At 70.8% G+C, this 23,488-nt stretch carries 22 protein-coding genes and 2 tRNA genes; 11 read left to right on the forward strand and 13 right to left on the reverse strand.

Annotated elements, in window-relative coordinates; translation table 11 throughout:
• Positions 1-19 precede the first annotated feature (19 nt).
• From ACFYZQ_RS30090 to ACFYZQ_RS30100, 3 genes are all read right to left on the reverse strand, one after another.
• The gene (locus ACFYZQ_RS30090) at positions 20-886 is read right to left on the reverse strand and encodes an LLM class F420-dependent oxidoreductase (protein WP_389154335.1); all 867 of its coding nucleotides are present in this window, start codon (positions 884-886) and stop codon (positions 20-22) included.
• 73 nt (positions 887-959) lie between these two features.
• The gene (locus ACFYZQ_RS30095) at positions 960-1,475 is read right to left on the reverse strand and encodes a heme-degrading domain-containing protein (protein ID WP_389154338.1); all 516 of its coding nucleotides are present in this window, start codon (positions 1,473-1,475) and stop codon (positions 960-962) included.
• Positions 1,472-2,557, reverse strand: coding sequence for a Gfo/Idh/MocA family oxidoreductase (locus ACFYZQ_RS30100; protein ID WP_389154341.1), 1,086 nt, complete (start codon positions 2,555-2,557; stop codon positions 1,472-1,474). The genes ACFYZQ_RS30095 and ACFYZQ_RS30100 overlap by 4 nt, the downstream gene beginning before the upstream one ends.
• 418 nt (positions 2,558-2,975) lie before the next feature.
• Here ACFYZQ_RS30100 and ACFYZQ_RS30105 point away from each other — a divergent pair, with 418 nt between their 5' ends.
• The 5 genes from ACFYZQ_RS30105 to ACFYZQ_RS30125 all read left to right on the forward strand — a co-directional run bounded on the left by ACFYZQ_RS30105 (position 2,976) and on the right by ACFYZQ_RS30125 (position 7,255).
• On the forward strand, positions 2,976-3,845 hold the full coding sequence (locus ACFYZQ_RS30105) for a hypothetical protein (protein WP_389154344.1): 870 nt from the start codon (positions 2,976-2,978) through the stop codon (positions 3,843-3,845).
• Positions 3,846-3,943: 98 nt separating this feature from the next.
• Positions 3,944-4,723 carry an HAD-IIA family hydrolase gene (locus tag ACFYZQ_RS30110; RefSeq protein WP_389154347.1) on the forward strand — a complete coding sequence of 260 codons (780 nt, stop codon included), beginning with the start codon at positions 3,944-3,946 and terminating at the stop codon, positions 4,721-4,723.
• A gap of 95 nt (positions 4,724-4,818) precedes the next feature.
• A complete protein-coding gene (locus ACFYZQ_RS30115) occupies positions 4,819-5,433 on the forward strand; it encodes a hypothetical protein (RefSeq protein WP_389154350.1) in 615 nt (204 codons plus the stop codon).
• Between the two features lie 12 nt (positions 5,434-5,445).
• Positions 5,446-6,117 (forward strand): class F sortase, encoded by a 672-nt coding sequence (locus tag ACFYZQ_RS30120; RefSeq protein ID WP_389154352.1) that lies wholly within the window; start codon positions 5,446-5,448, stop codon positions 6,115-6,117.
• A gap of 94 nt (positions 6,118-6,211) precedes the next feature.
• Positions 6,212-7,255: a glycoside hydrolase family 6 protein gene (locus ACFYZQ_RS30125; RefSeq protein WP_389154355.1), complete on the forward strand. Its 1,044-nt coding sequence runs from the start codon at positions 6,212-6,214 to the stop codon at positions 7,253-7,255.
• Between the two features lie 61 nt (positions 7,256-7,316).
• Here the strand turns inward: ACFYZQ_RS30125 and ACFYZQ_RS30130 are convergent, their stop codons facing one another.
• The 3 genes from ACFYZQ_RS30130 to ACFYZQ_RS30140 all read right to left on the reverse strand — a co-directional run bounded on the left by ACFYZQ_RS30130 (position 7,317) and on the right by ACFYZQ_RS30140 (position 11,736).
• Positions 7,317-9,254, reverse strand: coding sequence for a galactose oxidase-like domain-containing protein (locus tag ACFYZQ_RS30130; protein ID WP_389154358.1), 1,938 nt, complete (start codon positions 9,252-9,254; stop codon positions 7,317-7,319).
• Positions 9,251-11,209 (reverse strand): glycosyltransferase family 2 protein, encoded by a 1,959-nt coding sequence (locus ACFYZQ_RS30135; RefSeq protein WP_389154361.1) that lies wholly within the window; start codon positions 11,207-11,209, stop codon positions 9,251-9,253. The genes ACFYZQ_RS30130 and ACFYZQ_RS30135 overlap by 4 nt, the downstream gene beginning before the upstream one ends.
• 450 nt (positions 11,210-11,659) lie before the next feature.
• Positions 11,660-11,736, reverse strand: a tRNA-Lys gene (locus ACFYZQ_RS30140).
• 201 nt (positions 11,737-11,937) lie between these two features.
• Between ACFYZQ_RS30140 and ACFYZQ_RS30145 the strand changes: the two genes are divergently transcribed.
• From ACFYZQ_RS30145 to ACFYZQ_RS30165, 5 genes are all read left to right on the forward strand, one after another.
• Positions 11,938-13,263, forward strand: a complete 1,326-nt coding sequence (locus ACFYZQ_RS30145; protein WP_389154364.1) for a peptidoglycan-binding protein — start codon at positions 11,938-11,940, stop codon at positions 13,261-13,263.
• A 69-nt stretch (positions 13,264-13,332) separates the two neighbouring features.
• A complete protein-coding gene (locus ACFYZQ_RS30150) occupies positions 13,333-14,394 on the forward strand; it encodes an SPFH domain-containing protein (RefSeq protein WP_389154367.1) in 1,062 nt (353 codons plus the stop codon).
• 96 nt (positions 14,395-14,490) lie between these two features.
• A complete protein-coding gene (locus ACFYZQ_RS30155; RefSeq protein WP_389154369.1) occupies positions 14,491-15,096 on the forward strand; it encodes a lytic polysaccharide monooxygenase in 606 nt (201 codons plus the stop codon).
• A gap of 105 nt (positions 15,097-15,201) precedes the next feature.
• Positions 15,202-15,666, forward strand: a complete 465-nt coding sequence (locus ACFYZQ_RS30160) for a DUF3592 domain-containing protein (protein WP_389154372.1) — start codon at positions 15,202-15,204, stop codon at positions 15,664-15,666.
• A gap of 40 nt (positions 15,667-15,706) precedes the next feature.
• On the forward strand, positions 15,707-17,419 hold the full coding sequence (locus tag ACFYZQ_RS30165; protein ID WP_389154375.1) for an AMP-binding protein: 1,713 nt from the start codon (positions 15,707-15,709) through the stop codon (positions 17,417-17,419).
• Between the two features lie 126 nt (positions 17,420-17,545).
• Here the strand turns inward: ACFYZQ_RS30165 and ACFYZQ_RS30170 are convergent.
• The 6 genes from ACFYZQ_RS30170 to ehuB form a co-directional block, all read right to left on the reverse strand.
• Positions 17,546-17,619 (reverse strand) — tRNA-Lys (locus tag ACFYZQ_RS30170).
• 87 nt (positions 17,620-17,706) lie between these two features.
• On the reverse strand, positions 17,707-18,465 hold the full coding sequence (locus ACFYZQ_RS30175; protein WP_389154378.1) for an IclR family transcriptional regulator: 759 nt from the start codon (positions 18,463-18,465) through the stop codon (positions 17,707-17,709).
• Positions 18,466-18,671: 206 nt separating this feature from the next.
• The gene (gene ehuA, locus ACFYZQ_RS30180) at positions 18,672-19,454 is read right to left on the reverse strand and encodes an ectoine/hydroxyectoine ABC transporter ATP-binding protein EhuA (RefSeq protein WP_389154381.1); all 783 of its coding nucleotides are present in this window, start codon (positions 19,452-19,454) and stop codon (positions 18,672-18,674) included.
• A gap of 10 nt (positions 19,455-19,464) precedes the next feature.
• Entirely contained in the window at positions 19,465-20,115 is a 651-nt protein-coding gene (gene ehuD / locus ACFYZQ_RS30185; protein WP_389154384.1) for an ectoine/hydroxyectoine ABC transporter permease subunit EhuD, read from the reverse strand.
• A complete protein-coding gene (gene ehuC / locus ACFYZQ_RS30190) occupies positions 20,112-20,840 on the reverse strand; it encodes an ectoine/hydroxyectoine ABC transporter permease subunit EhuC (RefSeq protein WP_389154387.1) in 729 nt (242 codons plus the stop codon). The genes ehuD and ehuC overlap by 4 nt, the downstream gene beginning before the upstream one ends.
• Entirely contained in the window at positions 20,837-21,754 is a 918-nt protein-coding gene (gene ehuB / locus ACFYZQ_RS30195; RefSeq protein ID WP_389154390.1) for an ectoine/hydroxyectoine ABC transporter substrate-binding protein EhuB, read from the reverse strand. Before ehuB ends, ehuC begins: the two co-directional genes overlap by 4 nt.
• 306 nt (positions 21,755-22,060) lie before the next feature.
• Between ehuB and ACFYZQ_RS30200 the strand changes: the two genes are divergently transcribed.
• Complete coding sequence (locus ACFYZQ_RS30200; protein WP_389154392.1) at positions 22,061-22,339, forward strand: hypothetical protein; 279 nt, start codon at positions 22,061-22,063, stop codon at positions 22,337-22,339.
• 195 nt (positions 22,340-22,534) lie between these two features.
• Here the strand turns inward: ACFYZQ_RS30200 and ACFYZQ_RS30205 are convergent, their stop codons facing one another.
• Positions 22,535-23,278, reverse strand: coding sequence for an alpha/beta hydrolase family protein (locus tag ACFYZQ_RS30205; protein ID WP_389154395.1), 744 nt, complete (start codon positions 23,276-23,278; stop codon positions 22,535-22,537).
• Positions 23,279-23,488 lie beyond the last annotated feature (210 nt).

Consider the following 23,488-nt stretch of genomic DNA (forward strand, 5'->3'; position numbering starts at 1 on the left):
CTCTGCACTCCGCTGAGTGTTACGCCAGCAGGTACGCCAGCCTCCTCCAGCTCTCCCGCTGGAGGCCGTCCCTCGGGCTTTCGTCCACCACCTGGAGGGCCACGTGGTCCGCGCCCGCCTCGTGGAAGGCGTTGATCCGGTCGCGGATGCGGTTCTCGTCGCCCCAGGCGAACACCGCGTCGACCAGGTGGTCGCTGCCGCCGTCGGCCAGGTCGTCCTCGGTGAAGCCGAGACGGAGAAGGTTGTTGGTGTAGTTGGGGAGCGCGAGGTACATGGCGAGGGTTTCGCGGGCCAGGGAGCGGGCGCGGGCCGGGTCGGTCTCCGGTACGACCTTGAGCTCGGGGGCGAGCAGGGGGCCCGCGCCGAGGATCTCGCGGGCCTGCGCGGTGTGTTCGGCCGTGACCAGGTACGGCACCGCGCCCGCCGCGCGGTCCCGGGACAGCTCGAGGACCTTCGGGCCGAGGGCGGCCAGCACCCGGCGGTCGGCGGGCACCCCGGCCTCGTCGAGGGCGTCGAGGTAGGCGACCAGCGCCGAGTACGGGCGGCGGTACTGGTCGGCGAGCTTGGCGTGGCTGACGCCCAGGCCGAGGACGAAGCGGCCCGGGTGCGCCGCCTCCACCTCGGCGAAGGCCGCCGCGCTCGCGTCCGCCTCGTACTGCCAGATGCTCTGGATGCTCGTGCCGACGACGAGCCGGTCGGTGCCTTCGAGGAGCGGTACGGCGTGGTGGGCGGCGCTGCTGCCGCCCAGCCAGGCGGCTCCGTAACCGAGCTCCTGCAACTCAGCGGCCGCCTCGGTCAGTTCGCCTCGCCGGGCGGGATCCTCCGAGCGCAGGCCGACGCTCCAGACGCCGTACCGTCCGATGGCCTGCTTCAGCGCGTCACTCATGGGTGGTGATCCTTCCGGTCGGGCGGTGTGCCGTGATCGCCGTACGGCTGTGCCAACCGGAGGGTGCATCCAGTTAATCCCGGCCGCGGTGGCCCAGGAACTCCTCCAGCGCCTCCACCACGAACCGGTGGTCCTGCAACTGCGGCAGCCCTGAGACGGTCACCGCGCCGATCACGCCCACGCCCTCGACGTTGACCGGGAAGGAGCCGCCGTGGGCCGCGTACGTGTCGGGGTCGAGGCGGGAGGACTCCTCGAACGTCGTGCCCTTGGCCCGGAAACGGGCGCCGACCAGGTAGGACGCGGAGCCGTAGCGCTCCACGACCCGGCGCTTGCGGGCGATCCAGGCGTCGTTGTCCGGGGTGGAGCCGGGCAAGGCCGCGTGGAAGAGCTGCTGGCCGGCGCGGTGGATGTCGATGGCGACCGGGGCCTGGCGCTCCCTGGCCAGCTCCACCAGGAGGGAGCCGAGGGCCCAGGCGTCCTCGTGCGTGAACCGGCGGAAGACCAGACGGCGCTCCTGCGCCTCCAGTTCCTCGACGGTCGGGGTGATCTCGGGGGTGAACCTCGGGGTGATCCGCGGGTTGTTGCTCACAGCGTCACCGCCACACCGTCGCGCGCGGAGCGCCGGGCCGCCTCGAGCACGTCGAGGGCGGCGGCGGCCTCCAGGGCGGTCACCGGGTTGGGACCGGCGCCGGTCAGGGCGGCGGCCACGGCCTCGTAGTAGGCGGGGTAGTCGCCCGGCAGGGTCGGTACGGGCCGTCCGCCGCCCGTCAGCGGGGACTCCCCGGCGCCGATCCGGCCCCACAGGGACTCGGCTTCCGTGCCCCAGTCGGAGGGGCCGGGCCGCAGCCCCTCGCGCAGGGCCGCCTCCTGCGGATCCAGGCCGTACTTCACGTAGCCCGCGCGCGAGCCCAGCACCCGGAAGCGGGGGCCGAGCTGGGACGCCGTGGCGGAGACGTAGAGGTGGGAGCGGACACCGCTCGCGTGCGTCACCGCGATGAACGTGTCGTCGTCGGCCTCGGCGCCGGGGCGGCGGACGTCCGTCTCGGCGTACACCCGGGTGGCCGGGCCGAACAGGACCAGGGCCTGGTCGACGACATGGCTGCCGAGGTCGTAGAGCAGACCTCCGATCTCTTCCGGATCGCCGGACTCCCGCCAGCCGCCCTTGGGTTGCGGACGCCAGCGCTCGAACCGGGACTCGAACCGCCAGGCGTCGCCCAGCTCGCCCTCCTCCAACAGCCTGCGCAGGGTCAGGAAGTCGTTGTCCCAGCGGCGGTTCTGGAACACCGACAGCAGCACGCCGCGCTCCTCGGCGAGGGCGGCGAGCTCCCGCGCCTCGGCGGCGGTGCCGGCGACCGGCTTGTCCACCACGACCGGCAGGCCCGCCTTGAGGGCGGCGGTGGCCAGCGGGACGTGCGTCTTGTTCGGGGAGGCGATGACGACCAGGTCCAGTTCACCGGCGCGGTCGAACAGCTCCTCGGGGGCCCTCGCGATGCGGACGTCCGGGAACTCGGCCCTCGCCTGCTCCTGCCGCTCGGGGTTGGCGGTGACCACCGTGTCGAGCGTGAGGCCGTCGGTGGCGGCGATCAGCGGGGCGTGGAAGACGGAGCCTGCCAGGCCGTAGCCGACCAGGCCGACGCGGAGGGTTTTGCCGGGGGTGCCTGTGCCAGTCATGCGGTCCACTTTCGCACGCGGGGTGAGTGGGTGCGGGTGGGCGGGGTGGGGTGGGCTTGCTGGTCGGCGTTGGTCCGTGCGCGGGGTTGTCGCCGGGGGCGGGGGGTGCGCAGCCCGGCGCCGGCGGGGTGCCTCCCCCACTCTCGGCTTCGCTCGAGCGGGGGGACCCCCACCGCCCACCCGTGCCGCCCCAGCGGCACGATTGCCCGCGGCTACCTCGGCACGCGACTGCCCGCGGCTACCTCGGCACGCGACTGCCCGCGGCTACGTCGGCTGCCCGCAGGCTGGGGCGGCTGCTCGCAGCTAAGGCGGCTCTGCTGCCGCGGGTCTGCTGAATGGGGGGACCCGGGCCGCCGTTCGGGGCGGAAGTGGGCAGGTGCAGTAAGGCGCCGCGGTCGGTCGGCAAAGGGATGTGTTCATGCGACTGTGCACGCCCCTGTCCCTCTGCCTTGCCGCAGCCGTCGTCGTTCTCGGGCCCGTGGGGGTGGCGCACGGACGGGAGGCCGGGGTCGACTGTGCCGGGGCGGAGGCGCGGGACTTTCCGCTCAGTGCCCGTATTCACGGAGGGCCCACGTCGTACGAGGCCGGCGGGGGGGTCGGCACCTGGTACCTCGACCTCGTCAACACCACCGACCGTGCCTGCACCGCCGTACACCCGGTCGTCGTGCTCGTCGACGACAAGCGGGCCCTGAAGCCGGAGCAGGCCCGGATGGAGTTCTACGACGGTTCGCGCGCCCACCCCGTCCACTTCGAGAGCACCGACGAGAACGAGCTGGTGGGGGCCTTCGACGACGGCTTCCCGGGATTCGCCGTCGGCCCGCGGAAGACGGTCTCCGTGAAGGTCAGGCTCACGGTCACCTCGGACGCCGTACCCAACGTGGTCACCGCCAAGGCCGCCGTCGTGGAACGGCGCGGGGACGACGGGGAGTGGCTGGGGGAGTCCGGGGACTACCGCTTCGGCATCGACACCGAGCCCGACACCGAGCCCGACCCCGATCCCCACGCCGACACCCCCGCGGCCACCCTCACCCCCGCCCCCACCCTCACGGCCACTCCCACCACCACCGCCGTCCCCGACCCCACCCCCGGGCCCGAGCTCTCCTCTTCCTCCTCGGCCTCGCCGGCTCCCACAAGCCCATCCGCTCCCTCCGCCTCCCCCGACGACGGCCTCACCCTCGCCGACGAACTCGCCCGCACCGGCCTCGGCACCGCCCTCGGCGTGCTCGCGGCCGCCGTCCTGCTGGTCGCGGCGGGCGGTGCGCTGGTGCTTGTGGGGCGCAGGCACTGAGGTCCGGGCGACCACACAGTGAGCAGGCCGTTCCCGCAAGATCGGGCCTGTGTTTAGGCTGGGGCCCACGCAGCATCCGGTACGGCGGGAGACGGCCCATGCCAGAACGCAAGCCCATCGAGTCCTGGCTCACCGACATGGACGGTGTGCTCATCCATGAGGGTGTGCCCATCCCCGGCGCCGACGCCTTCCTCAAGAAGCTGCGCGAGTCCGGCAAGCCCTTCCTGGTGCTGACCAACAACTCGATCTACACCCCGCGTGACCTGCACGCACGCCTGTCCCGCATGGGGCTGGACGTGCCGATCGAGAACATCTGGACGTCGGCGCTGGCCACCGCCAAGTTCCTGGACGACCAGCGGCCCTGCGGGTCGGCGTACGTGATCGGCGAGGCGGGGCTGACCACCGCGCTGCACGACATCGGCTACATACTCACCGACCACGAGCCCGACTACGTGGTCCTCGGCGAGACCCGCACCTACTCCTTCGAGGCGATGACCAAGGCCGTACGCCTGATCAACGGCGGCGCCCGCTTCATCTGCACCAACCCGGACGAGACGGGCCCCTCCACCGAGGGCCCGCTGCCCGCGACCGGCGCGGTCGCCGCGCTGATCACCAAGGCGACGGGCAGGAAGCCGTACTTCGCGGGCAAGCCCAACCCGCTGATGATGCGTACCGGTCTGAACACCCTCGGCGCCCACTCCGAGACCAGCGCGATGATCGGCGACCGCATGGACACCGACGTGCTGGCCGGCATGGAGGCCGGGATGCAGACGTTCCTGGTGCTCACCGGCCTGACCCGGCCCGAGCAGGTCGAGGCCTTCCCGTACCGGCCGTCCAAGGTGGTCGACTCCATCGCGGACCTCGTGGACCGGGTCTGAGACCCGGCCTAACCCGTACGGAGCAAAGCGGCGCCCTTCGAGGATGCGAAGGGGCATCGGTCGGGGCAGCCTCCAGATAGCGCTGGAGGTTCACGATGGGCTCAGTACGCCGCACTCTCTGTACAGGACTCCTCGCCGTCGTCGCGTTCGTCGAGTTCGCCCCGGCGGCCGACGCGGCCGACGCGGTGGACGGCGGGGCCGGGGTCTCGTTGATCCCTTCGTCCCCCGCCCCCGGCACCGACGTGGCGTTGCGGGTGAGCGGCTGCTCGGGGGCGACCGGCACCGCCGTGTCGGAGGCGTTCGTCGCGGACGCCCGGCTGACCGGCAGCGGCGGCACGCTCACCGGCGACACCAGGATCCGCACGACGCTGCGGCCCGGCTCGTACGACGTACGGGTCGGCTGCGCCGGCGATGCCGTGGCCGGCCGTATCACCGTGACGGAGAAGGCCGGTCAGGCAGGCCGGCCGGGGGCCGCGTCACCGCCGTACGCGCAGCCGTCCACCCCCGCCTCACCGGTCGCCCCCGCGTCACCCGTCGCCCCCGTCAAAGCGGGCGGCGGCGGCACCGCCCGCCTCGCCTCGGTGGACGCCCGGGTGGCCGGACCCGGTACCGCGCAGACGGTGACCGGTCTGGTCCTCGCCGGGGTCGCCGCGGTCGCCGTCGGGCTGCGCGGTGTGCGCGGTGCCCGCCGGAGCCGCGGCACGCGGTGAGGGGAGCCGGTGGTGTACGACCGTGAGTCCTCCTCCGGCACCGGACGGCTGCTGGCCGGCGTGGCCTGGGCGCTGCTGCTGCTCGGGCTGTGGCTGTGGGGACGTGAGGTGACCGACGTACCGGCCGGGGCGTCCGGGGCCGAGACCGGTGACGTGGCCGCGGTGGGGCGGCCGGCCGGGTCGGGGCTGCCGCCCGCCGCCCGGCCGCTCGGTGACGCGGTGCCGCAGCGCATCGACATCCCGGACCTCGGGGTGCAGGCGCCGGTGGTGGCCCGTGGCCTGGACGGGCAGGGCGCCGTCGATCCGCCGCCGTTCGACCAGCCCGGTATGGTCGGGTGGTACGCGGCCGGAGCGAAGCCCGGGGCGGCCGGGCCCGCGCTGATGGTGGGGCACGTGGACACCGGGACCAGGCCCGCCGTCTTCCACCGGATCAGCGCGCTGCGGCCCGGTGAGACGGTGCGGGTGGTCCGCGGTGACGGCCGGGTCGCCGAGTTCACCGTGGACGACGTCCGGGTGCTCTCCCGTGACCACTTCGACGCCCGGCTCGCCTACGGGCCCCGCAAGCCGGGCCGGGCCGAGCTGCGGCTGATCACCTGCGGCGGCACCTTCGACCGGGCGAGCCGCAGCTACACGGCGAACGTGGTGGTGTCGGCGTACCTGACGGGCACGGGCACGGGGCTGTGACAGTTGCCCGGCACCCTGCGGACACGGTCGTGACCGGCACGGCGGATATGTCAGGATTGGCGCCTGAAATACCGTGCAACCAGGGGGGAGTTGGATGTACGACAGTTGGAGGGCGGCCCTGTCCCCGTTACGCGCCGGGGCGGCCGCGGTCGTGCTGGGGGCGGCTCTGCTGGCCGCCGGGTGTTCCTCCGGGGGATCCCCGGCAGGAGGTGACGAGGCGGCGGACGATCCGAAGTCCGCGATCACGCAGCAGCCCAAGGACGCCGACCCGTTCTGGGTGAACCCGGACGGGAACGCGGCCCGGCAGGTCGCCGCCTACGAGAGGGGCGGTGACAAGGCCGCCGCCGAGCGGATCAGGAAGATAGCCGAGCAGCCGACCGGCGAGTGGATCGGCCCGGAGAACCCCGAGCAGGAGGCCCGGGGTTTCACCGAGGCCGCCGAGAAGTCCGACCGCACGGCCCTGCTCGTCCTCTATGACATCCCGCACCGCGACTGCGGCCAGTACTCGGGGGGCGGGGCCGCCGATGGTGACGCCTACCGGGCCTGGCTCGACGGTGTGGCGAGAGGCATCGGCGACCGTGCCGCGACGGTGGTCGTCGAACCCGACGCCGTCCTGCACCTGGTGGACGGCTGCACCCCGGCCCGGTTCCAGGAGGAGCGCTACTTCCTCCTCCGCGACGCGGTCACCAGGCTCAAGTCCCTGCGGCGCACGAAGGTGTACCTGGACGCCGGGAACGCCGGCTGGGGCCGGCCCGACCAGATCTTCGAGCCCCTGCGGCGGGCCGGCGTCGACCTGGCCGACGGCTTCGCCGTCAACGTCGCCAACTTCTACTCCACCGGGGACTCCATCGCCTACGGCAAGCAGCTCTCCGCCAAGCTCGGCGGCAAGCACTTCGTCGTCGACACCAGCCGCAACGGCAACGGCCCCTACACGGGCGGCGACCCGGCCGAACGGTGGTGCAACCCGCCGGGCCGGGCGCTGGGGGAGACGCCGACGACCAGGACGGCGGACCCCCTGGTGGACGCGTACCTCTGGGTCAAGCGGCCGGGGGAGTCGGACGGCACCTGCAAGGGCGGCCCGAAGGCCGGTGACTGGTGGCCGAGTTACGCGCTGGGGCTGGCGAAGGGCGGCGGGTAGCCCCCGCCGCACGGCCTGGGGGCGCCCTCCGACAGGGAAGGCGCCCCCAGGCGCACCGTCGCTACGGGACCCTGACCCACCGCGCCTTGCTGGGCGTCCCCCATGCGTCGTCGACGAACAGCATGTACCACCCCGACGGCACCAGGTTCCGGTTCTTCGGCACGGTCACGGTGACCTTGTCGCCGGCGGTCCGGAAGTCCAGGGCGACGGACCGCTGGTCCACGTCCGTCACATGCGTCGACGCGCTGGGCCGGATCAACCGGACCTTCCTGATCCTCGACGCGTGCCGTGAGCTGAACGTCCCGGAGGCGCCCCGCGCGATGGTCTGCGGACCCCCGCCGAGCGTCGGCCGGGACTTCCGGTAGAGGTACGGCGGGGTGTAGATCTCGATCCGCTGCTCGAACGTGCCCGGCTTGGTGTCGGCCTTGTCCCCGTACAGCGAGTCGGAGCCGAAGAACATGACGCGGCCGTCGGGCAGCAGGATCGACCCGGAGTGGTAGTTGCGGCCCACGAGCGGGTCGGCGACCCGGGTGAAGCTGTTGCCGTCCGGGTGGTAGAGCCGGGCCTGGCGGATGTTGGAGTCGCCGCGGCCCCGGTAGTCCTGCGAGCCGCCGGACACCAGCACGGTGTCGTCGGGCAGGATCGAGGACTGCGGGTACCGGGTGCCCTTCTCCAGTGACGGTCCGTCCACGAACCTCGGGTGGGCGGCCTTGAGGTCGATCAGCCGGGTCCTCCTGCTGGACAGCCTGGACTCGCCGACCCCGCCGCCGCCGATCACCAGGAACCTCTCGTCCTGCGCCGGCGGCAGCAGCACCGTGCCCGAGGTCTCCGTCATGTTGGGGTCGCTCAGCCCGGGCAGCTTGCTGAACCGGTTGTCGGCCACGTCCCACACACCCGGGTCACGGCCGACGTCGGCCGGTCCGTAGCCCGCGTTGGACCCCGAGTAGAAGATCTTCCCGTTCTGCATCAGGAACAGCGCCGGGTAGGTGGGGAACTGGCGGATCTTCCCGGTGTACGTCCACTTCCCGGTCTTCGGGTCGAAGATCTCGTTCTTCCCCGGGACCAGCTGGCCGATGTCGTCGAGGCCGGAGACACTGAGGACCTTGCCGTCGCTCAGGGTGGTGAGCGTCGGGTACCAGCGGGCCTCGTTCATCGGGTCGACCTTGATGTACTTCTCGGCGACGGGATCGAACTCGTAGGCGTCCCGGATCCCCTGGAAGTCCTTCTTGTCGAGGGCGAGCTTCTGCGCGATGCCGTAGGTGTTGCGGGCGTCGAGGCCGTTGAGGCCCCGGATGCGGTAGTTGTCCTGGGAGCCCGTCTCGTACCTGGCGCCGCGCCTTTGCGCCTCGACGTAGATCCGGCCGAGGCCGGGGTCGTTGCGCAGGTACTTCCCGGTCCTCCTGTCGAACACCTTCTTCGCGCGCGGGACGAGCACCGGGTCCTTGGAGACGAACGTCTTGTGGTTCGCCCTGCCGGTGAAGACGGTGCCCGCGGGCAGGGTGATCGGCTTGTCCGCGTTCTCGTTGTGGACGATCATCAGGCCGCCGGCCTTGGTGACGTCGCCCTTGAGCTTCTCGTACCGCTTCGTGCCGCCCGCGATCAGCAGCCTGCCGTCGGCCAGTTGGGTGTGGCCGGTGCAGAACAGGTCGTTGGGCGTGGGAACCTTCTTGATCGTGCCCTTGACCGGGTCCCAGATCCGGGTGTCGAACTTCTTCCGGTCGAAGTTCTTCTGGTTGTTGCCCGAGCCCGCGACCAGCAGCACCTTGCCGGTGTGCAGGAGCGCCGCGTGGATGGTGTCCTGGCGGTACTCCGGGGGGAACTCGACGATGTCCCAGTGGCCGTTCTCGGCCTTGTACTCAGGTCTGTTGATCGCGTACTCGTGGTACTGCGCGGTCCCGAAGCGGTAGACCCATGGCCCGTTCATCCCGGCCAGCGCGAGTACCACCGCCGTGCCGATCGCGAGTCGGCGGGCCCGGCGGCGGCCGGCACTGTCGTTCATTCCTTGCGTCCCCCAGGTCCACCGAGCGCGATCTGCATGGTCTGTTCTTCCGCCCTCATCCGGGGGTGCGGTGCGTACCCGGCGGGAACGGCGTCCTCCGGCTCGGCCGGCTCGGCCTGCCCGGGTGCGGCGGCGGGTGTTCTCCGTTCCCGCCGCAGCGTGTACCGCCACACGACGATGGGCGAGGCGGTGACCAGCAGGGCGAACGAGGCCCAGATGACCATCGCCGGGTGGGAGTGCCCGAAGACGAAGCCCGCGACGAGGGAGCCGCCGAAGAGCAGGATGAAGAACCAGTGGATCCGGAAGGTCCCGAACAGGGTGTCGGGGCTGGCCGACTCGCCCTTGGGCGTGACCACGAACCTGCTCCTGCGGCGCAGCACGGCGTCCAGCAGCGAGCGGGCGTACACCGGCGCGGACAGTGCCGACATCATCATGCCCGCGACACCGCCGGACCCCTCCGGCTCGTGCGGCGAGACGTTGTGCCGCCGGTTCCACACGTACAGGCCGATCTGCAGCGCGGAGGCGTTGCCGTAGAGCATCAGCCACACGGTCGGGTCGATGTTCACCCCCGAGGCGCCCAGGCCCAGGAACAGGGCGCAACTCAGCGCCGCGAGGATCCAGTTGAGGGCGGACATCGGGTAAAAGATGATCATCATCGTGTAGTTGAAGAGCTTGCCCGGGGGCATCGAGAAGAAGCCCTTCCAGTACTGCTTGAGGATCGTCTCGTAGGTCCCCCGCGACCAGCGCAGTTGCTGGGTGAAGAAGTCCGTCCAGGCGTTCGGGCCCTCGCCGACCGCGAGCACGTCCGGGGTGTACACCGACCGCCACCTGCGGCCCGTCGCCGGGTTCTTGGCGCGGTGGATCTCGAAGCCGGTCGCCATGTCCTCGGTGATCGAGTCGTACAGGCCGCCGATCTGCCGGATCGCCCTGATGCGTACGGCGTTCGACGTACCGACGAACATCGGGGCGCCGTACCGGTTGCCCGCCCGCTGGATGAGCGCGTGGAACAGAAACTGCTGCGACTCGGCGGCCTTGGTGACGAACGTGTCGTAGTTGCCGTAGACCTGCGGGCCGATGACGAAGCCGACGTCCGGGTCGCGGAAGTAACCGAGCATCCGCTCCAGGTAGTTGGGCAGTGGCACGTGGTCGGTGTCGACGGAGGCGAAGAAGTCGTAGGCGTCGCCGTGCGCCTCCAGCCAGGCGTTGTAGTTGCCGTGCTTGGTCTTCGCGCGGTGCGGGCCGGAGGGCCGGTTCCAGCGTGCCACGCCCTTGCGGGTGAAGTGGTGCACGCCCAGGCGTGCGCAGACCGCCTTCACCTCCGGATCGTCGCCCTCGTCGAGCAGCCAGACGTGCAGGAGGCCCCGGTGGCGCAAGCGTACGGCCGCCTCCAGGGTTCTGGTCACCATCTCCAGCGGCTCCTTGCCGGGCACGAAGGAGGTGAGGAAGGCGACCCGGGTGCCGGTCTCCGGCACCACCGGGACGGGGTCGCGGGCCACCAGGGTGGCGTGCGCGTTCGACAGCACGTTCAGACAGCGGAAGGTCTCGATCAGTCCGATCGAGACCAGCATCACCACGTCCAGCGCCGGCAGGAAGTCGTAGGCCGGGTAGTCCCGTTCGGTCCAGTGGTCGGGCTGGAGCAGCCAGCCCAGCAGGACCAGGGAGAGCAGCGGTGCCGCGCCCAGCATGAGCGCGGCGCGGACGCGGTGCGGCTCCTGCGACAGCAGGGAGCGGTACCTCACCCTGTACGGCTTGCCCGGGTCGGGCTGGGTGAGGGGGCCGGCGAGCCGGCTGTAGTGCTCGTAGTCGTATCTCGGCAGGGTCTTCCTTATCCGGCGGATCGCCCCCGTATCGCCGGTCCGGTGCGACGGACTTCTTTGTTGTGTTGTTTGTGATCGGTCGTGCGCGGACTGTGACGGTTCGTGATTATGCCGGGCGCCCGTCGGCGTCGACGTCATGAGTCATCCCCCCACACGCAGGTCAGCGCGTGTTCGTTCGTTCCTGGCGAGCCACAGTCACCATGTCTTCCACACCCCGGAGGCATGGAACCGTGGCATTCCGGGTGCGGGCCGCCCCCCTCGGCAGCCCTTCCTGAACGGGTTCCCTCGTCCCGTATCCGCCGCAACCGGTCACTGTCCCCCAACTGCCGTAAAGCGGCGGCATGTTGAAGCAACAGGGTTCTACGGTGCTCAGCATGATCGCAAGACGCGAAACGCGCTGTTTACCGGTCAAATAAGGCCACGGGGGACAGTCGGGCACGGATGTCGCCGAAGCGGCCTCCTGCGGCTTCCCCTGCCCCTACGCAGCCACCCGGCGGTCACCCGGGTGGACCGGACCGGGTCCAGGCCGGGGGGCGAATGGCGAAAGGCCCCTCGTTCGTACGAGAGGCCTGTCACTGTCGAGCATCATGGTGCGCCGCCAGGGACTCGAACCCCGGACCCGCTGATTAAGAGTCAGCTGCTCTAACCAACTGAGCTAGCGGCGCCTGCTGACGTCGACAACTCTACCCGACCCCGGGGGGTGCTCCGGACCACCGGAGCGCGGCGGCGTCCACGGGTGGGTGAGGGGTGCGTACATCATTCGGACCGTCAGCATGCGCGTTGCGAACACAGTTGGGAAACTGATCAACGTGCACAGACGCGGACATTTCAACCAGAGAATCGAAGCTGGATGTGAGGCAGGTCGCATGGTGGCTCCGGTGTTCGAGGACGTCGACCCCGCGAGCGACTGCGACTGCCCCGGATGCGCCCACCGGCGGCGCGTGAGTCCCTCCTGGCCGCCCGGAAGGTTCGGCGGTCCCCCGGCGGCCCGGAGCGCCCTCGTCGTGGCCGCCGTGGCATCCGCCGCCGTCGGCGCGGGTCACCCGGCCGCCGCACTCGCCGCGGCGCACGCCCCGGCCCGGCCCGGCGTGCCGCACCTCAGGACGGACGGCGACACGCCCCCCACCCCGCAGGGCGCCAAGACGCCCCTGCACGGCCCCGGCGGCAAGGGCGACAAGCCCGCCGACCCGGCCAACCCGCCCCCCACCACCCGCACGGAGATCATCAACCGGGCCAAGACCTGGGTCGCCGCGCAGGTGCCGTACAGCATGACCGAGTACTGGTCGGACGGGTACCGGCAGGACTGCTCGGGCTACGTCTCGATGGCCTGGAACCTGGGCAGCAACGAATGGACCGGAAGCCTCGGCCAGTACGGCGTGAAGATCTCCAAGGAGGAGCTGCAACCCGGCGACATGCTGCTCTTCCACAACCCCGACAACCCGGAGAAGGGCTCGCACGTCGTCCTCTTCGGCGGCTGGACCGACTACACGCACACCTACTACACCGCCTACGAGCAGACGCCCCCGCACGCCCGCCGCCAGTCCACCCCGTACGCCTACTGGACCAACTCCGCCAAGTACGTCCCCTACCGCTACAAGGGGGTGACCGCCGCCGCGGACGGAGCGAAGCAGGACGCGACCCCGGCGTCCGCCAGGACGACCCGGACCCCCTTCCCGGGGAAGGCGTACTTCGGCCCCGGCGCGGACAACAAGTACGTCACCCAGCTCGGCCGGATGCTGGTCGCCCGCGGCGCCGGGCCGTACTACACCCGGGAACCCGGCCCGCGCTGGTCAGAGGCGGACCGGCGGGCGACCCAGGCGTTCCAGCTCGCCCAGGGCTGGACGGGCACGGACGCGAACGGGCTGCCCGGGCCGCGTACCTGGCAACTGCTGACCACCGGCAAGGGCAAGGACATCACCCCCGGCGCGGCCGGCGCGCCCGCCTCGCACGGCGTCGCCGGGTATCCGGGCCGGAACCTGTTCCGCCCGGGCGCGGACAACAAGGACGTGACCCGGCTGGCGCAGCAGCTGATCAAGAAGGGCTTCGGCAGGTTCTACCCCCACGGGGCGGACTCCCGCTGGGACGAGGCCGACCGGCGGGCCGTCGAGGCCTTCCAGCGCGCCCAGGGCTGGCGGGGCGGCGCGGCGGACGGCTACCCGGGGCCGGAGACCTGGCGACGGCTGTTCTCATAACCGCAGTCCGAACCGCAGTCCGAAAACCACTTATTCGTGAAGCGTCTGGCGCGGAGGCTGGAGGCACGCATGACCACGACGACCGAGCACACGTCCGATTCCGAGGGGCCCGCCGGGGACCCGCCCAGGCAGACCCGGCTGATCCACACCGAAGCCACCACCGAGATCCCCGTCCACCTGCTCTTCCGTGACGACCCCGATCCGGCGCCGGTGCCGCTGCGGCCGGCCGTCGTGGGCCGCAGACAGGGCACGGGTGAGCAGCCGCGCCTGAGGCGTCCGGCCCCGGCCAGGCCGCGCCCGGTGCCGGACACCGAGACCGGGCTGACGGAGCGCCGGGCGCGGGTGCTGCCCGGGGCGGCGGGGGTGCTCGCCGGGATGAGCGGGCTGGCCGGATGTCTCACCGCGTACGCGGGCACCGGACCGGGTCCCGCCCAGTGGGCGGCCTGCGCCGGGGCCGGGACGCTCGGTCTGCTCGGCTTCGGCGGGCTGGCCCGGTGCCGGACCGGACGGGCCCTGGTGCTCGGCCTGTTCGGCCGCTACCGGGGGACGGTGCGGCGTACCGGCCTGCTCTGGATCAACCCGCTGGTGCCGCGCCGCGGGGTGGACGTACGGCTGCGGCACTGGCGCAGCGAGCCGATGCCGGCGACCGACGGCAGCGGGGTCGCGCTGCGGACGGTGGTCCTGGTGGTGTGGCGGGTGCGGGACACCGCGCGGGCGCTGCTCGGGATCGACGACCACGAGACGTACCTGCGGGAGTGCGTGGAGGCGGCGCTTGCCCGGGTGCCGGTGGCGGCGCCGGGCGGGGCGCGGGGGGCGGTGCAGGCGGCCGCGGAGGCGCTGACCCGGCTGGTGGCGGCGGAGGTCGCGCCGGTGGGGCTGGAGGTGTTCTCGGTGCAGCCGGTCCGGGTGGAGTACGCGCCCGAGATCGCCGCCGCCATGCAGCGCCGCCGGATCGCCGCACTCGACGCGCAGCAGCGCTCCAGTGTGCTCTCGTCGGTCGTGGACTCGGTGGAGGACACGGTGACCCGGCTGACCATGCGCGGGCTGGTCGAACTCGACGACTACGAGCGCAAGGTGCTGGTGCGGGACCTGACGGTGGCGTTCTGCGCGGGACGGGAACCGGCGGTGTGACGGGGATGGACATGTTCGACGAACGGCAATAATCTCCCACTTGGTCTAGACCTGCACGGCTCACTGAACCTCCCCACGTTCACCAGGAGCGGCAGCATGCGCACACAGACCAAGGTGTCCGCGGCCGTGCTGGGCCTCGCCACCGCCGGAGCCTTCGTGCTCTCCATCGGCGGGGCGAGCGGTCACGGCTACACCGACCTCCCCATCAGCAGGCAGAAGCTCTGCCAGAACGGCACCGTGGCGAACTGCGGCGACATCCAGTGGGAGCCGCAGAGCGTCGAGGGTCCCAAGGGCTTCCCCGCGTCCGGTCCGGCGGACGGCCAGATCTGCAACGGCGGCGTCAGCCGGTTCGCCCAGCTCAGCTCGCCGAAGACACCGTCCGGCACGGCCTGGCCGACCACGAAGGTGACCGGCGGCAAGAGCTACACCTTCCGCTGGCAGTTCACCGCCATGCACGCCACCACCGACTTCAGGTACTACGTCACCAAGCAGGGCTGGAACCAGAACCACGCCCTGTCCCGCTCGGACCTCGACACCACTCCGTTCCTGACCGTCCCCTACAACGGGCAGCGCCCGCCGGCCACCCTCAGCCACAGCGGCACCCTGCCGAGCGGCCTGAGCGGCCACCACGTCATCCTCGCGGTCTGGACGATCGCCGACACGGGCAACGCGTTCTACGCCTGCTCGGACGTCACGTTCTGACCCACCCGGGTTCAGAGCTTCCCTTGAGGCGCGCACGCCGACGGGCGGGATAGGTTCCCGCCACGCCGATCATCCGGAGCGGCGTGCGTGTCTCAGGGGGAACTCGTGGAAGCTCTGTTCTACGCCATACCGATTGTCATGATCGCGTTCGTCGTGTTCGCCGCGGTCCGGCTGGTCGGCCGCTCCCGGCAGATCAGCAGCGCGTGGAACAGCGGCCTCACGGCCGAGGCTCGATGTCTGCGGTCGTACACCACGACCAGTGGTGGTGGCGGGGACACGTCCGTGACCACCACCATGCACCACGTCTACGAGTTCACGACACACGACGGCCGCACGGTCCGGTTCGACGAGGCCAATGGCCCCGCGACCACGCTCGAGGGTGATTACGTGACCGTCCACTACCTGTCGGACCGCCCCGAGCAGGCCACCGCGCACGCGCCCGCACGGGGCAGGCTCGCCGCGGGCACCGGCTGCATGCTGGCCTTCTTCGGTGTGTTCATCGCCTTCTGCATCGCCTTCATGGTCCTCGCCCACTTCCTCTTCGCGGAGTCGGACGGCCTGATGCCTTAGGTCTTCATATCTGATGAATCGTCAGTTACCGTGCGCTTCCATGAACTCCGGTGAGCGCACGGTCGCCGAGCTGATCGCGGCGCGGTGGGGTGACCACCGGCCGGGGCTGTGGTTCGAGGAACAGGTGCTGACCCACCACGCCGTCGCGGCCGGGGCCGCCGCCCGCGCGGCCCTCCTGGCCGACCTGCTGCCGCCGCGCGCCGAACCGCACGTCGGGGTGCTGCTCGACAACACCCCGGAGTTCCCGCTGTGGCTCGGCGCGGCCGCCCTGGCCGGTGCGGCCGTCGCCGGGATCAACCCCACCCGCCGGGGCCCCGAGCTCGCCCGCGACATCCTCCACACCGAGTGCCCCGTCCTGGTCACCGAGCGCGCCCACCTTCCGCTCCTCGACGGGCTCGACCTGCCCGGGGTACGCCTCCTGGTCACCGGCACCCCGGAGTACGACGCCCTGCTCGCCCCGTACGCCGGCGCCGTACCCGACCCGGCCCGCGCCACCCCGGCGCACCGGCTGCTCCTCTACTTCACCTCCGGCTCCACCGGCGCCCCCAAGGCCGCGATCTGCTCCCAGGGCCGGCTGGCCGCCGCCGGGGAGTCCCTCGCCGGGCAGTTCGCGGTGCGCCCGGACGACGTGCACTACATCTGCATGCCGATGTTCCACGGCAACGCGGTGATCGCCGACTGGGCACCCGCCCTGGCCGCGGGGGCCGGGGTGGCGCTCAGACGGCGGTTCTCGGCGTCGGGGTTCCTGGCGGACGTGCGCCGGTACCGGGCGACGTACTTCACCTACGTCGGCCGGGCGGTGCAGTACCTCCTGGCCACCGAGCCGCGCCCCGACGACCGGGACAATCCGCTGCGGCTCGGCTTCGGCACGGAGGCCGGGGCGGTGGACGCGGCGGCCTTCGAGCGGCGGTTCGGGGTGCGGCTGGTGGAGGGGTACGGCTCCTCGGAGGGCGGGGCCGCGATCCAGTGGTCGCCGGGCACACCGTCCGGGGCGGTGGGGCGGGCGGCACCGGGACTGGTCGTCCTCGACCCGGACACCCGCGAGGAGTGCCCGCGGGCCGTCTTCGACGACGCCGGCCGGCTGCTGAACGGGGCCTCGGCCATAGGGGAGCTGGTCAACCGGGCCCCGAACCCCTTCGAGGGCTACTGGCGCAACCCGGAGGCGGAGGCCGAGCGGCGCAGGTGGGGGTACCCCCGCTCATGGGGGTCCCCCCGCGCGAGCGAAGCCGAGAGTGGGGGAGAAGCCGAGAGTGGGGGAGGCTGCTACTGGACCGGCGACCTCTTCTACCGGGACACCGACGGCTACCTCTACTTCGCCGGCCGGGCCGACGACCGTCTCCGCGTCGACAGCGAGAACCTGGCGGCCGCGGTGATCGAGAACATCCTCGCCCGGTACGAGGGTGCGCGTGCCGTCGCCGTGTACGCGGTGCCGGACCCGGTGGCCGGGGACCAGGTGATGGCGACCCTGGCGGGGCACTTCGACCCCCTGGCCTTCGCCGGGTTCCTGCTCGCCCAGCCCGACCTGGGCACCAAGATGGCGCCCCGGTTCGTGCGGGTGGTGGAGCGGATGCCGGTGACCGCCACCAACAAGATCCGGCGGGCGGGGCTCAGACGGGAGGGCTTCCGGTGCGGCGATCCGGTGTGGTGGCGGCCACCCGGGGAGGACGCGTACCGGAGGCTGACGGAGGACGACGTCGCGGGGCTGGTCGAGCAGTACCGGGAGCGGGGGCGGGAGGAACTGCTGAACCGGTGAGCCCCGGCCGCGTGAAGGAGGGGGTGTGGGTGGCGGAGCCCCCACAACGCGCGGCGAAGCCGCGCAGAAACGACGATGGCGACCCCGGTCCGCGCTTTTTGCGGACCGGGGTCGCCATCGTCATCGTGCGCCGCCAGGGACTCGAACCCCGGACCCGCTGATTAAGAGTCAGCTGCTCTAACCAACTGAGCTAGCGGCGCATGACTCCCGCCTTCCGCTTTCCGCGGTCGGCGACGAAGAAAATACTACCTGGTCCCGAGGGGTGCTCGTGACCAGGTAGGTCCGTGTTAGATCGCCAGCGACAGCAGCACCGGCGCCGCGTTCCGGTTGAGGGCGTCCGCGGCCTGGCGCAGCCGGTGGGCGTGCTCGACCGGGAGCGACAGCGCCAGGCAGCCGACCGAGGCGCCCGCCGTGATCGGGACCGCCGCGCAGACTGTGCCGACCGCGTACTCCTGGAGGTCCAGGACGGGCACCGTCGGCGGCTGGGACTCCAGACGGGAGAGCAGGAGCTTGTCGCTGGTGATGGTGCGCGAGGTGAGGCGGGCCATCTTGTGGCGGGAGAGGTGGTCGCGCCGGCCGTTGTGGTCGAGCTGGGTGAGCAGGCTCTTGCCGACCGCGGTGGCGTGGGCGGAGTAGCGGAAGTCGACCCACTCGTTGACCGCGGGCGTGGCCGGGCTGTCCGCGTACTGGGTGACCTTGACCTCTCCGTCCAGGTACCGGCTCATGTAGACGGCCGCGCCGACCGAGTCGCGCAGCCGGTCGAGGGTGTGCTGCAGTTTCTCGCGCAGCGCGCCCTCGCGGTCGTGGGCCGAGGAGAGGCGGGTGAGGGCCGCCCCGGTGACGTACGCCCCGTCGGCGACCTGCTCCACGTACCCCTCGCGGCGCAGCATGCGCAGCAGGGCGGTCAGGCGTTCGGGTCCCAGACGGGTGTGGCGGGCCAGTTCGGTGTCGGTCACCCCGGTGGTGTGGCGTGCCACGGTCTCCAGGACGCGCAGGGCGTCCTGTGCGGAGTGGTACGGGGCGGTCGGCTCGTGCTTCAGCGCCACGGTGTTCCCCCTGCGCTCGCTCTGTGGGCCGCGATCCGGACGGCGGATCCCTCTCACGATAACCGGCAAGAGCCGCAGGGGGAGCGGTTGTTGTCGAGAAAGTGGCCCGCGCGTGGCCTCCCAACTGCGGCGCAGGCTCATTGGCATATGCCACAGTCATGTCGCGACGTCGGGACCTCGGGTGATGGTGCGTTCACATCTTGTAGTCAGAGGACCGCGCTGAGAAATTCCCGGGTGCGGTCCCGCTCCGGGTCGCCGAAGATCCTCTCCGGCGGCCCGGACTCGATGATCCGTCCGCCGTCGAACATCAGCACCTGGTCGGAGATGTCCCGCGCGAAGCCCATCTCGTGGGTCACGCAGAGCATCGTGATGTCGGTGGAGTGCGCGATGTCCCTGAGCACGTCGAGCACACCCGCGACCAGCTCCGGGTCGAGCGCGGAGGTCACCTCGTCCAGGAGCAGCACCTTGGGCCGCATCGCCAGCGCGCGGGCGATCGCGACCCGCTGCTGCTGGCCGCCGGAGAGCTGCGTCGGCCGGGCGTCGCACTTGTCGGCCAGGCCCACCAGCTCCAGCAGCTCCTTGGCCCGCGCCTCCGCCTCGTCCTTGGACATGCCGAGCACGGTCACCGGGGCCTCGGTGATGTTGCGCAGCACGGTCATGTTCGGGAACAGGTTGAACTGCTGGAACACCATCCCGATCTTCTTGCGGATCTCCCGCACCTGCTTCTCGGGCGCCGGGAAGAGCTGCTCCCCGTCGACGGTGATCGTGCCCTCGTCCGGCTCGGCCAGGGTCATCAGCAGCCGCAGGATCGTGGTCTTGCCGGATCCGGACGGGCCGATCAGGGTGACGTGCTTGCCGGCGTCGACGGAGAAGTCGAGCTGGTCGAGCACGGTGTTCGTCCCGAACCGCTTGGTGATCCCTTCGAGCCTGATCAGCTCGCCCCCGTCGGCGGGCGGGTTGGCACGGGTGCCGGACTCCGGTTCTTTCATCAGAGGGGTGTCAGCGGACAAGGCGTCGCTCCAGGGTTCGCAGAAGAAGGGAGGCCAGATAGGAGACGAGGATGAAGGCCACACCGATCACGGTGAGGGGCTCGGTGAACTGGAAGTGCTGCTGGGAGTAGAGCCGCGCCTGCCCGAGCATCTCCAGCACGGTGATCACCATCAGCATCGGCGTGTCCTTGAGCATCGAGATCACGTAGTTGCCGAGGGCGGGCACGACGCGGCGGATCGCCTGCGGCAGGATCACCGCGGTCCAGGTCCGCCGCCGGGGCAGGTTCAGTGCCGTCGCGGCCTCCCACTGGCCGACGGGCACCGCCTCGATGCCGGCCCGGTAGACCTGCATCGTGTAGGTCGAGTAGTGCAGGCCGATCGCGAAGACGCCGGTGGCCAGCGCCGAGAAGGTCAGGCCCCACTCGGGCAGCACGTAGAAGAGGAAGAAGAGCTGCACCAGCAGCGGGGTGTTGCGGACGAACTCGGTGACGACCCCCACCGGCCAGCGCACCCACCGGGTCGGCGTCCGCATGAGCAGCGCCCACACCAGACCCAGCGCGAACGAGATCAGCGAGCCGAGGGCCAGCGCCTGCAGAGTGACCTGCAGGCCTTCCCAGAACTGCGGCATGAAGCCGCTCACGGCGCTCCAGTCCCACTTCATGCGGCACCTCCACTGGCGGCACCCACGCCGGTCGTCTGCGCGCGCTTGAGCTCACGCGCCTTCTTCTCCGTCCCGACGTCCTTGCCGATCCCGGCCCGCAGCCGCTTCTCCAGGGCCCGCATGAGCCGGGTGAGCACGAAGGCGATCGCGAAGTAGATGAGCAGGACGTACGTGTAGATCTCCGCGCTCTGCTGGAGCGCCAGCCGCACCAGGTTGGCGCTGAAGGTCAGATCGCCCATGCCCATGACGGAGACCAGCGCGGTCCCCTTGAGCAGCTCGATCAGCAGGTTGCAGAAGGACGGGATCGTCTCCGGCACGGCCTGCGGCAGCAGGATCAGCCGCAGCCGCTGCCACGGCGTGAAGCTGAGCGCGATCCCGCCCTCCAACTGCGCCGGGTCGACGGCTTTCAGCGCACCGCGCACGATCTCCGAGCCGTACGCCCCGTAGGTGAGTCCGAGCGCCAGGGTGCCGGCCCACATGGGCACGAGCTGCCAGCCGAAGGCGATCGGCAGCACGAAGAACACCCAGAAGATCATCACCAGGGCCGAGGTGCCGCGGAACACCTCGGTGTACAGGCCGGCGAGGAACCGGACGATCCACAGCCGGTGGGTGCGCGCGACGCCCGCGACGAAGGAGACGACGGCGGCCAGCAGTGCGCTGAACACCAGGAGCTGGACGGTGGTCCAGACGCCCTCGAGTACGAGTTTCCAGAGCCCTGTGGTCATTCGCCGCACAGCTCCTTCGCGGTGAGATCGGTCATCTCCGCCTTGGTGAAGCCGAAGGGCCGCAGGATGCGGAACAGCTCACCGCTCTTCTTCAGCTTGCGCAGCTCGACGTTGAAGGCGTCCCGGAGCCGGGTCTCGGTCGGCCGGAACGCGAACGCGCCGCCGTCCACGTGCGGTTTGCCGTCGACGAGCGGCGCGAAGGGTTTGGTGGCCTCGGCCTTGGCCGATTTCTTCACCACCTCGCGGGTGGTGAGGGCGGTACCGGCGAACACGTCGACGCGTCCGGCCTCCACCGCGTTCAGTCCCGCGACCTGGTCAGGGACGATCAGGATGTCACTCTGCTTGTACCCCGCGTCCACGGCGTACTGGATCTCGGCGTATCCGGTCCCGGTGGCGAACTTCGCCTTCTTCTCCACGCAGTCCTTGTAGTTGTGCAGGCCTTTCGGGTTGCCCTTGCGCACGATGAAGGAGTCGAGCATCTGGTAGTCGGGATCCGCGAAGATCACCTGCTTGCAGCGCTCGGCATTGACGTACATGCCGGCGGCCACGACATCGAACTGCTGGGAGTTCAGGCCGGGGATGAGCGAACCGAACTCCGTCGGCACCGGCTGCACCCGGTCCACTCCGAGCCGCTTGAAGATCACCCGGGCCAACTCCGGCGCCTCGCCGGTGAGCTGCCCGTTCTTGTCTATGTACCCGAAGGGGATCTCGCCCGCGATGCCGAGGCGTACGACGCCCTGGCCCCGGAGCCGGTCGAGCAGTTCGCCGCCGTTGGTGCCGGCCGCGGTGGCCACGCGCGTGCAGCCCGCCGCGCCCAGCGCACCGGCCGCCGCGAGGCCCGCGAGCACCGAACGGCGGGTGTGTCTGCGTTCGTATCCGCTTGTGTGATCGTCGTACCCGAGTGGTGGAGCCATGGCGGCGCGGCTACCCAGACGCAAGCCACTTATGCGCCACGGTTTTCACGCCCCGCGGCGGTACCCCGCCCCTAGGGGGTTGCGAACTGCTGCTGAACGACTGTGCGCGAACGCGTTGTGGCGAGCGTAAGTGGGGTGTGACCCAGATACGCGCCAAAGGGGCAATGAGTTGATCTTGAACTCCTGGCAGGACGCCGGACGCCGGAAGCAAAGCGACAGCGCGCTGGACGGCCCGCTTCCCCGACGCCTTGACGTGACGTGCTGCTGGTGCCGACAAAGACCGCTGAAGGCCGACGACGCTCGGCTGTGGGATCCCTGCCTGACAGCGAGCACCAGGAGCTACTCCTCCCGAGCCGTCTCGCCGGCCGCCCACGAAGCCCTGGTGGCCTGTCGGCACAGCTCGCGAAGCACGGTCTGCCCACTCTCGCGGCCCGCAACACGGCCCTGTTCGGCATGGCCGGTGAACTTTCGCCGATCATCATGTGCGACCTGTTCGGGATCCACAGGAACACCGCCACTCAATGGGCGGCGCTGGCCCAGGACAGCTGGGCCGGCTACCTCGCGGCCCTCAGAACCCGCCCTTAGTCCTTGCCGCTTTCCTGCGCCCACGGGCAGGGACAGGTACTCCGGGCCCGGGCGTGGGCGCCGCGCAGGGGCAGCCAAGGTGCTGCTGGAAGAAGGTGGCAGCTTCCCTACCGACCCGGACGCGGACGGCCGGGTCAGCAGGTTCCGGCGCGAAGAAGTCGTCGTGGCGAACGTTGGGGCCGGCCGAGCGGCCACTCACCGTAGGAATGTGCTCCAGGTACGGCTTGATGTCCACGTCGTACAGGCTGATCGTGTCCGCTCCGCCCAGCGGATGTCCACCGGAACTTGCACGGTTGCCAGGCTCTCCGGGGTTACGAGACCGCCGACGCCTGGAGCCACTTGGAAGACCGCTCGCACTCGGGGATCCGAGAGGTCTGCTGCTGCAGCGTCTAGCGCACGCCGCGACGACTCGTCCTCTGGGTACATCTTCCGCAGCGCTTCGAGTGCGCCGGGGAACTCGGGGATCTCCGGCAAAGGGACCGCACCCGTCAGCACGGCCCACAGGCTTTCCGGATCTACACGGGCTCCGGCAAGCGCCACCGCCGTGTAGCCGCCTAGGGAGAAGCCTGCGGCGCCTACTGGACCAAGGGACTGTTCCCGAGCGAGTGCGTCGAGGGCGAAGGAGACATCCCGGGGCCGTTCCCACACATGGAGGAAGCCCTCCGGTTCGTAGCCATCGACGAAGTTGTTGCCGTGGTGGTCAAGGGCCATCACTCGGAAACCTGCCTCGCGCAGCGGACGTACCAGCCATTGCATGTCGCTGCCCGAGCCCCCGGTGCCGTGCGAGACGACGACCAAGGGGGCAGGTACGGCTAGCGGATGGTCCGGCTCCCACAGGTAGAGACGGACCGGACGCGGAAGAGTCCGGTCTCGCAGGTCATGGCGGGACACGTCGTAGAGGACGCGTATCAGCGGTTGTTCCTGCCCAGAGACCGTCATGGCGACATCGTAGAGAGATCGCCTGACCTCACATCGCTGTCCGGCCTGAGCCCTTGGCCCGGTCGATCGCGAACATAAAGATCAAGATCGGAGCTAAGGGCTTGCAGAGGAACAACATGCGGGCGCGTGGTGCGCTGACCTGTGATGTCAAGTCGCAGAACCCGCAAGTTATTTCCCGGTAAGCCCTAACTTGATCTTTAACCTCTGGCC

It is taken from the genome of Streptomyces sp. NPDC001843, assembly GCF_042891955.1.
In the GTDB taxonomy this organism is placed as follows: domain Bacteria; phylum Actinomycetota; class Actinomycetes; order Streptomycetales; family Streptomycetaceae; genus Streptomyces.

Coding starts and splice junctions, on each gene's coding strand:
- ACFYZQ_RS30090 (WP_389154335.1), bottom strand. CDS start 886: ATGAGTGACGCGCTGAAGCAGGCCATCGGACGGTACGGCGTCTGGAGC.
- ACFYZQ_RS30100 (WP_389154341.1), bottom strand. CDS start 2,557: ATGACTGGCACAGGCACCCCCGGCAAAACCCTCCGCGTCGGCCTGGTC.
- ACFYZQ_RS30105 (WP_389154344.1), top strand. CDS start 2,976: ATGCGACTGTGCACGCCCCTGTCCCTCTGCCTTGCCGCAGCCGTCGTC.
- ACFYZQ_RS30110 (WP_389154347.1), top strand. CDS start 3,944: ATGCCAGAACGCAAGCCCATCGAGTCCTGGCTCACCGACATGGACGGT.
- ACFYZQ_RS30115 (WP_389154350.1), top strand. CDS start 4,819: ATGGGCTCAGTACGCCGCACTCTCTGTACAGGACTCCTCGCCGTCGTC.
- ACFYZQ_RS30125 (WP_389154355.1), top strand. CDS start 6,212: ATGTACGACAGTTGGAGGGCGGCCCTGTCCCCGTTACGCGCCGGGGCG.
- ACFYZQ_RS30130 (WP_389154358.1), bottom strand. CDS start 9,254: ATGAACGACAGTGCCGGCCGCCGCCGGGCCCGCCGACTCGCGATCGGC.
- ACFYZQ_RS30135 (WP_389154361.1), bottom strand. CDS start 11,209: ATGACGTCGACGCCGACGGGCGCCCGGCATAATCACGAACCGTCACAG.
- ACFYZQ_RS30145 (WP_389154364.1), top strand. CDS start 11,938: ATGGTGGCTCCGGTGTTCGAGGACGTCGACCCCGCGAGCGACTGCGAC.
- ACFYZQ_RS30150 (WP_389154367.1), top strand. CDS start 13,333: ATGACCACGACGACCGAGCACACGTCCGATTCCGAGGGGCCCGCCGGG.
- ACFYZQ_RS30155 (WP_389154369.1), top strand. CDS start 14,491: ATGCGCACACAGACCAAGGTGTCCGCGGCCGTGCTGGGCCTCGCCACC.
- ACFYZQ_RS30165 (WP_389154375.1), top strand. CDS start 15,707: ATGAACTCCGGTGAGCGCACGGTCGCCGAGCTGATCGCGGCGCGGTGG.
- ehuA (WP_389154381.1), bottom strand. CDS start 19,454: ATGAAAGAACCGGAGTCCGGCACCCGTGCCAACCCGCCCGCCGACGGG.
- ehuD (WP_389154384.1), bottom strand. CDS start 20,115: ATGAAGTGGGACTGGAGCGCCGTGAGCGGCTTCATGCCGCAGTTCTGG.
- ehuC (WP_389154387.1), bottom strand. CDS start 20,840: ATGACCACAGGGCTCTGGAAACTCGTACTCGAGGGCGTCTGGACCACC.
- ehuB (WP_389154390.1), bottom strand. CDS start 21,754: ATGGCTCCACCACTCGGGTACGACGATCACACAAGCGGATACGAACGC.
- ACFYZQ_RS30205 (WP_389154395.1), bottom strand. CDS start 23,278: ATGACGGTCTCTGGGCAGGAACAACCGCTGATACGCGTCCTCTACGAC.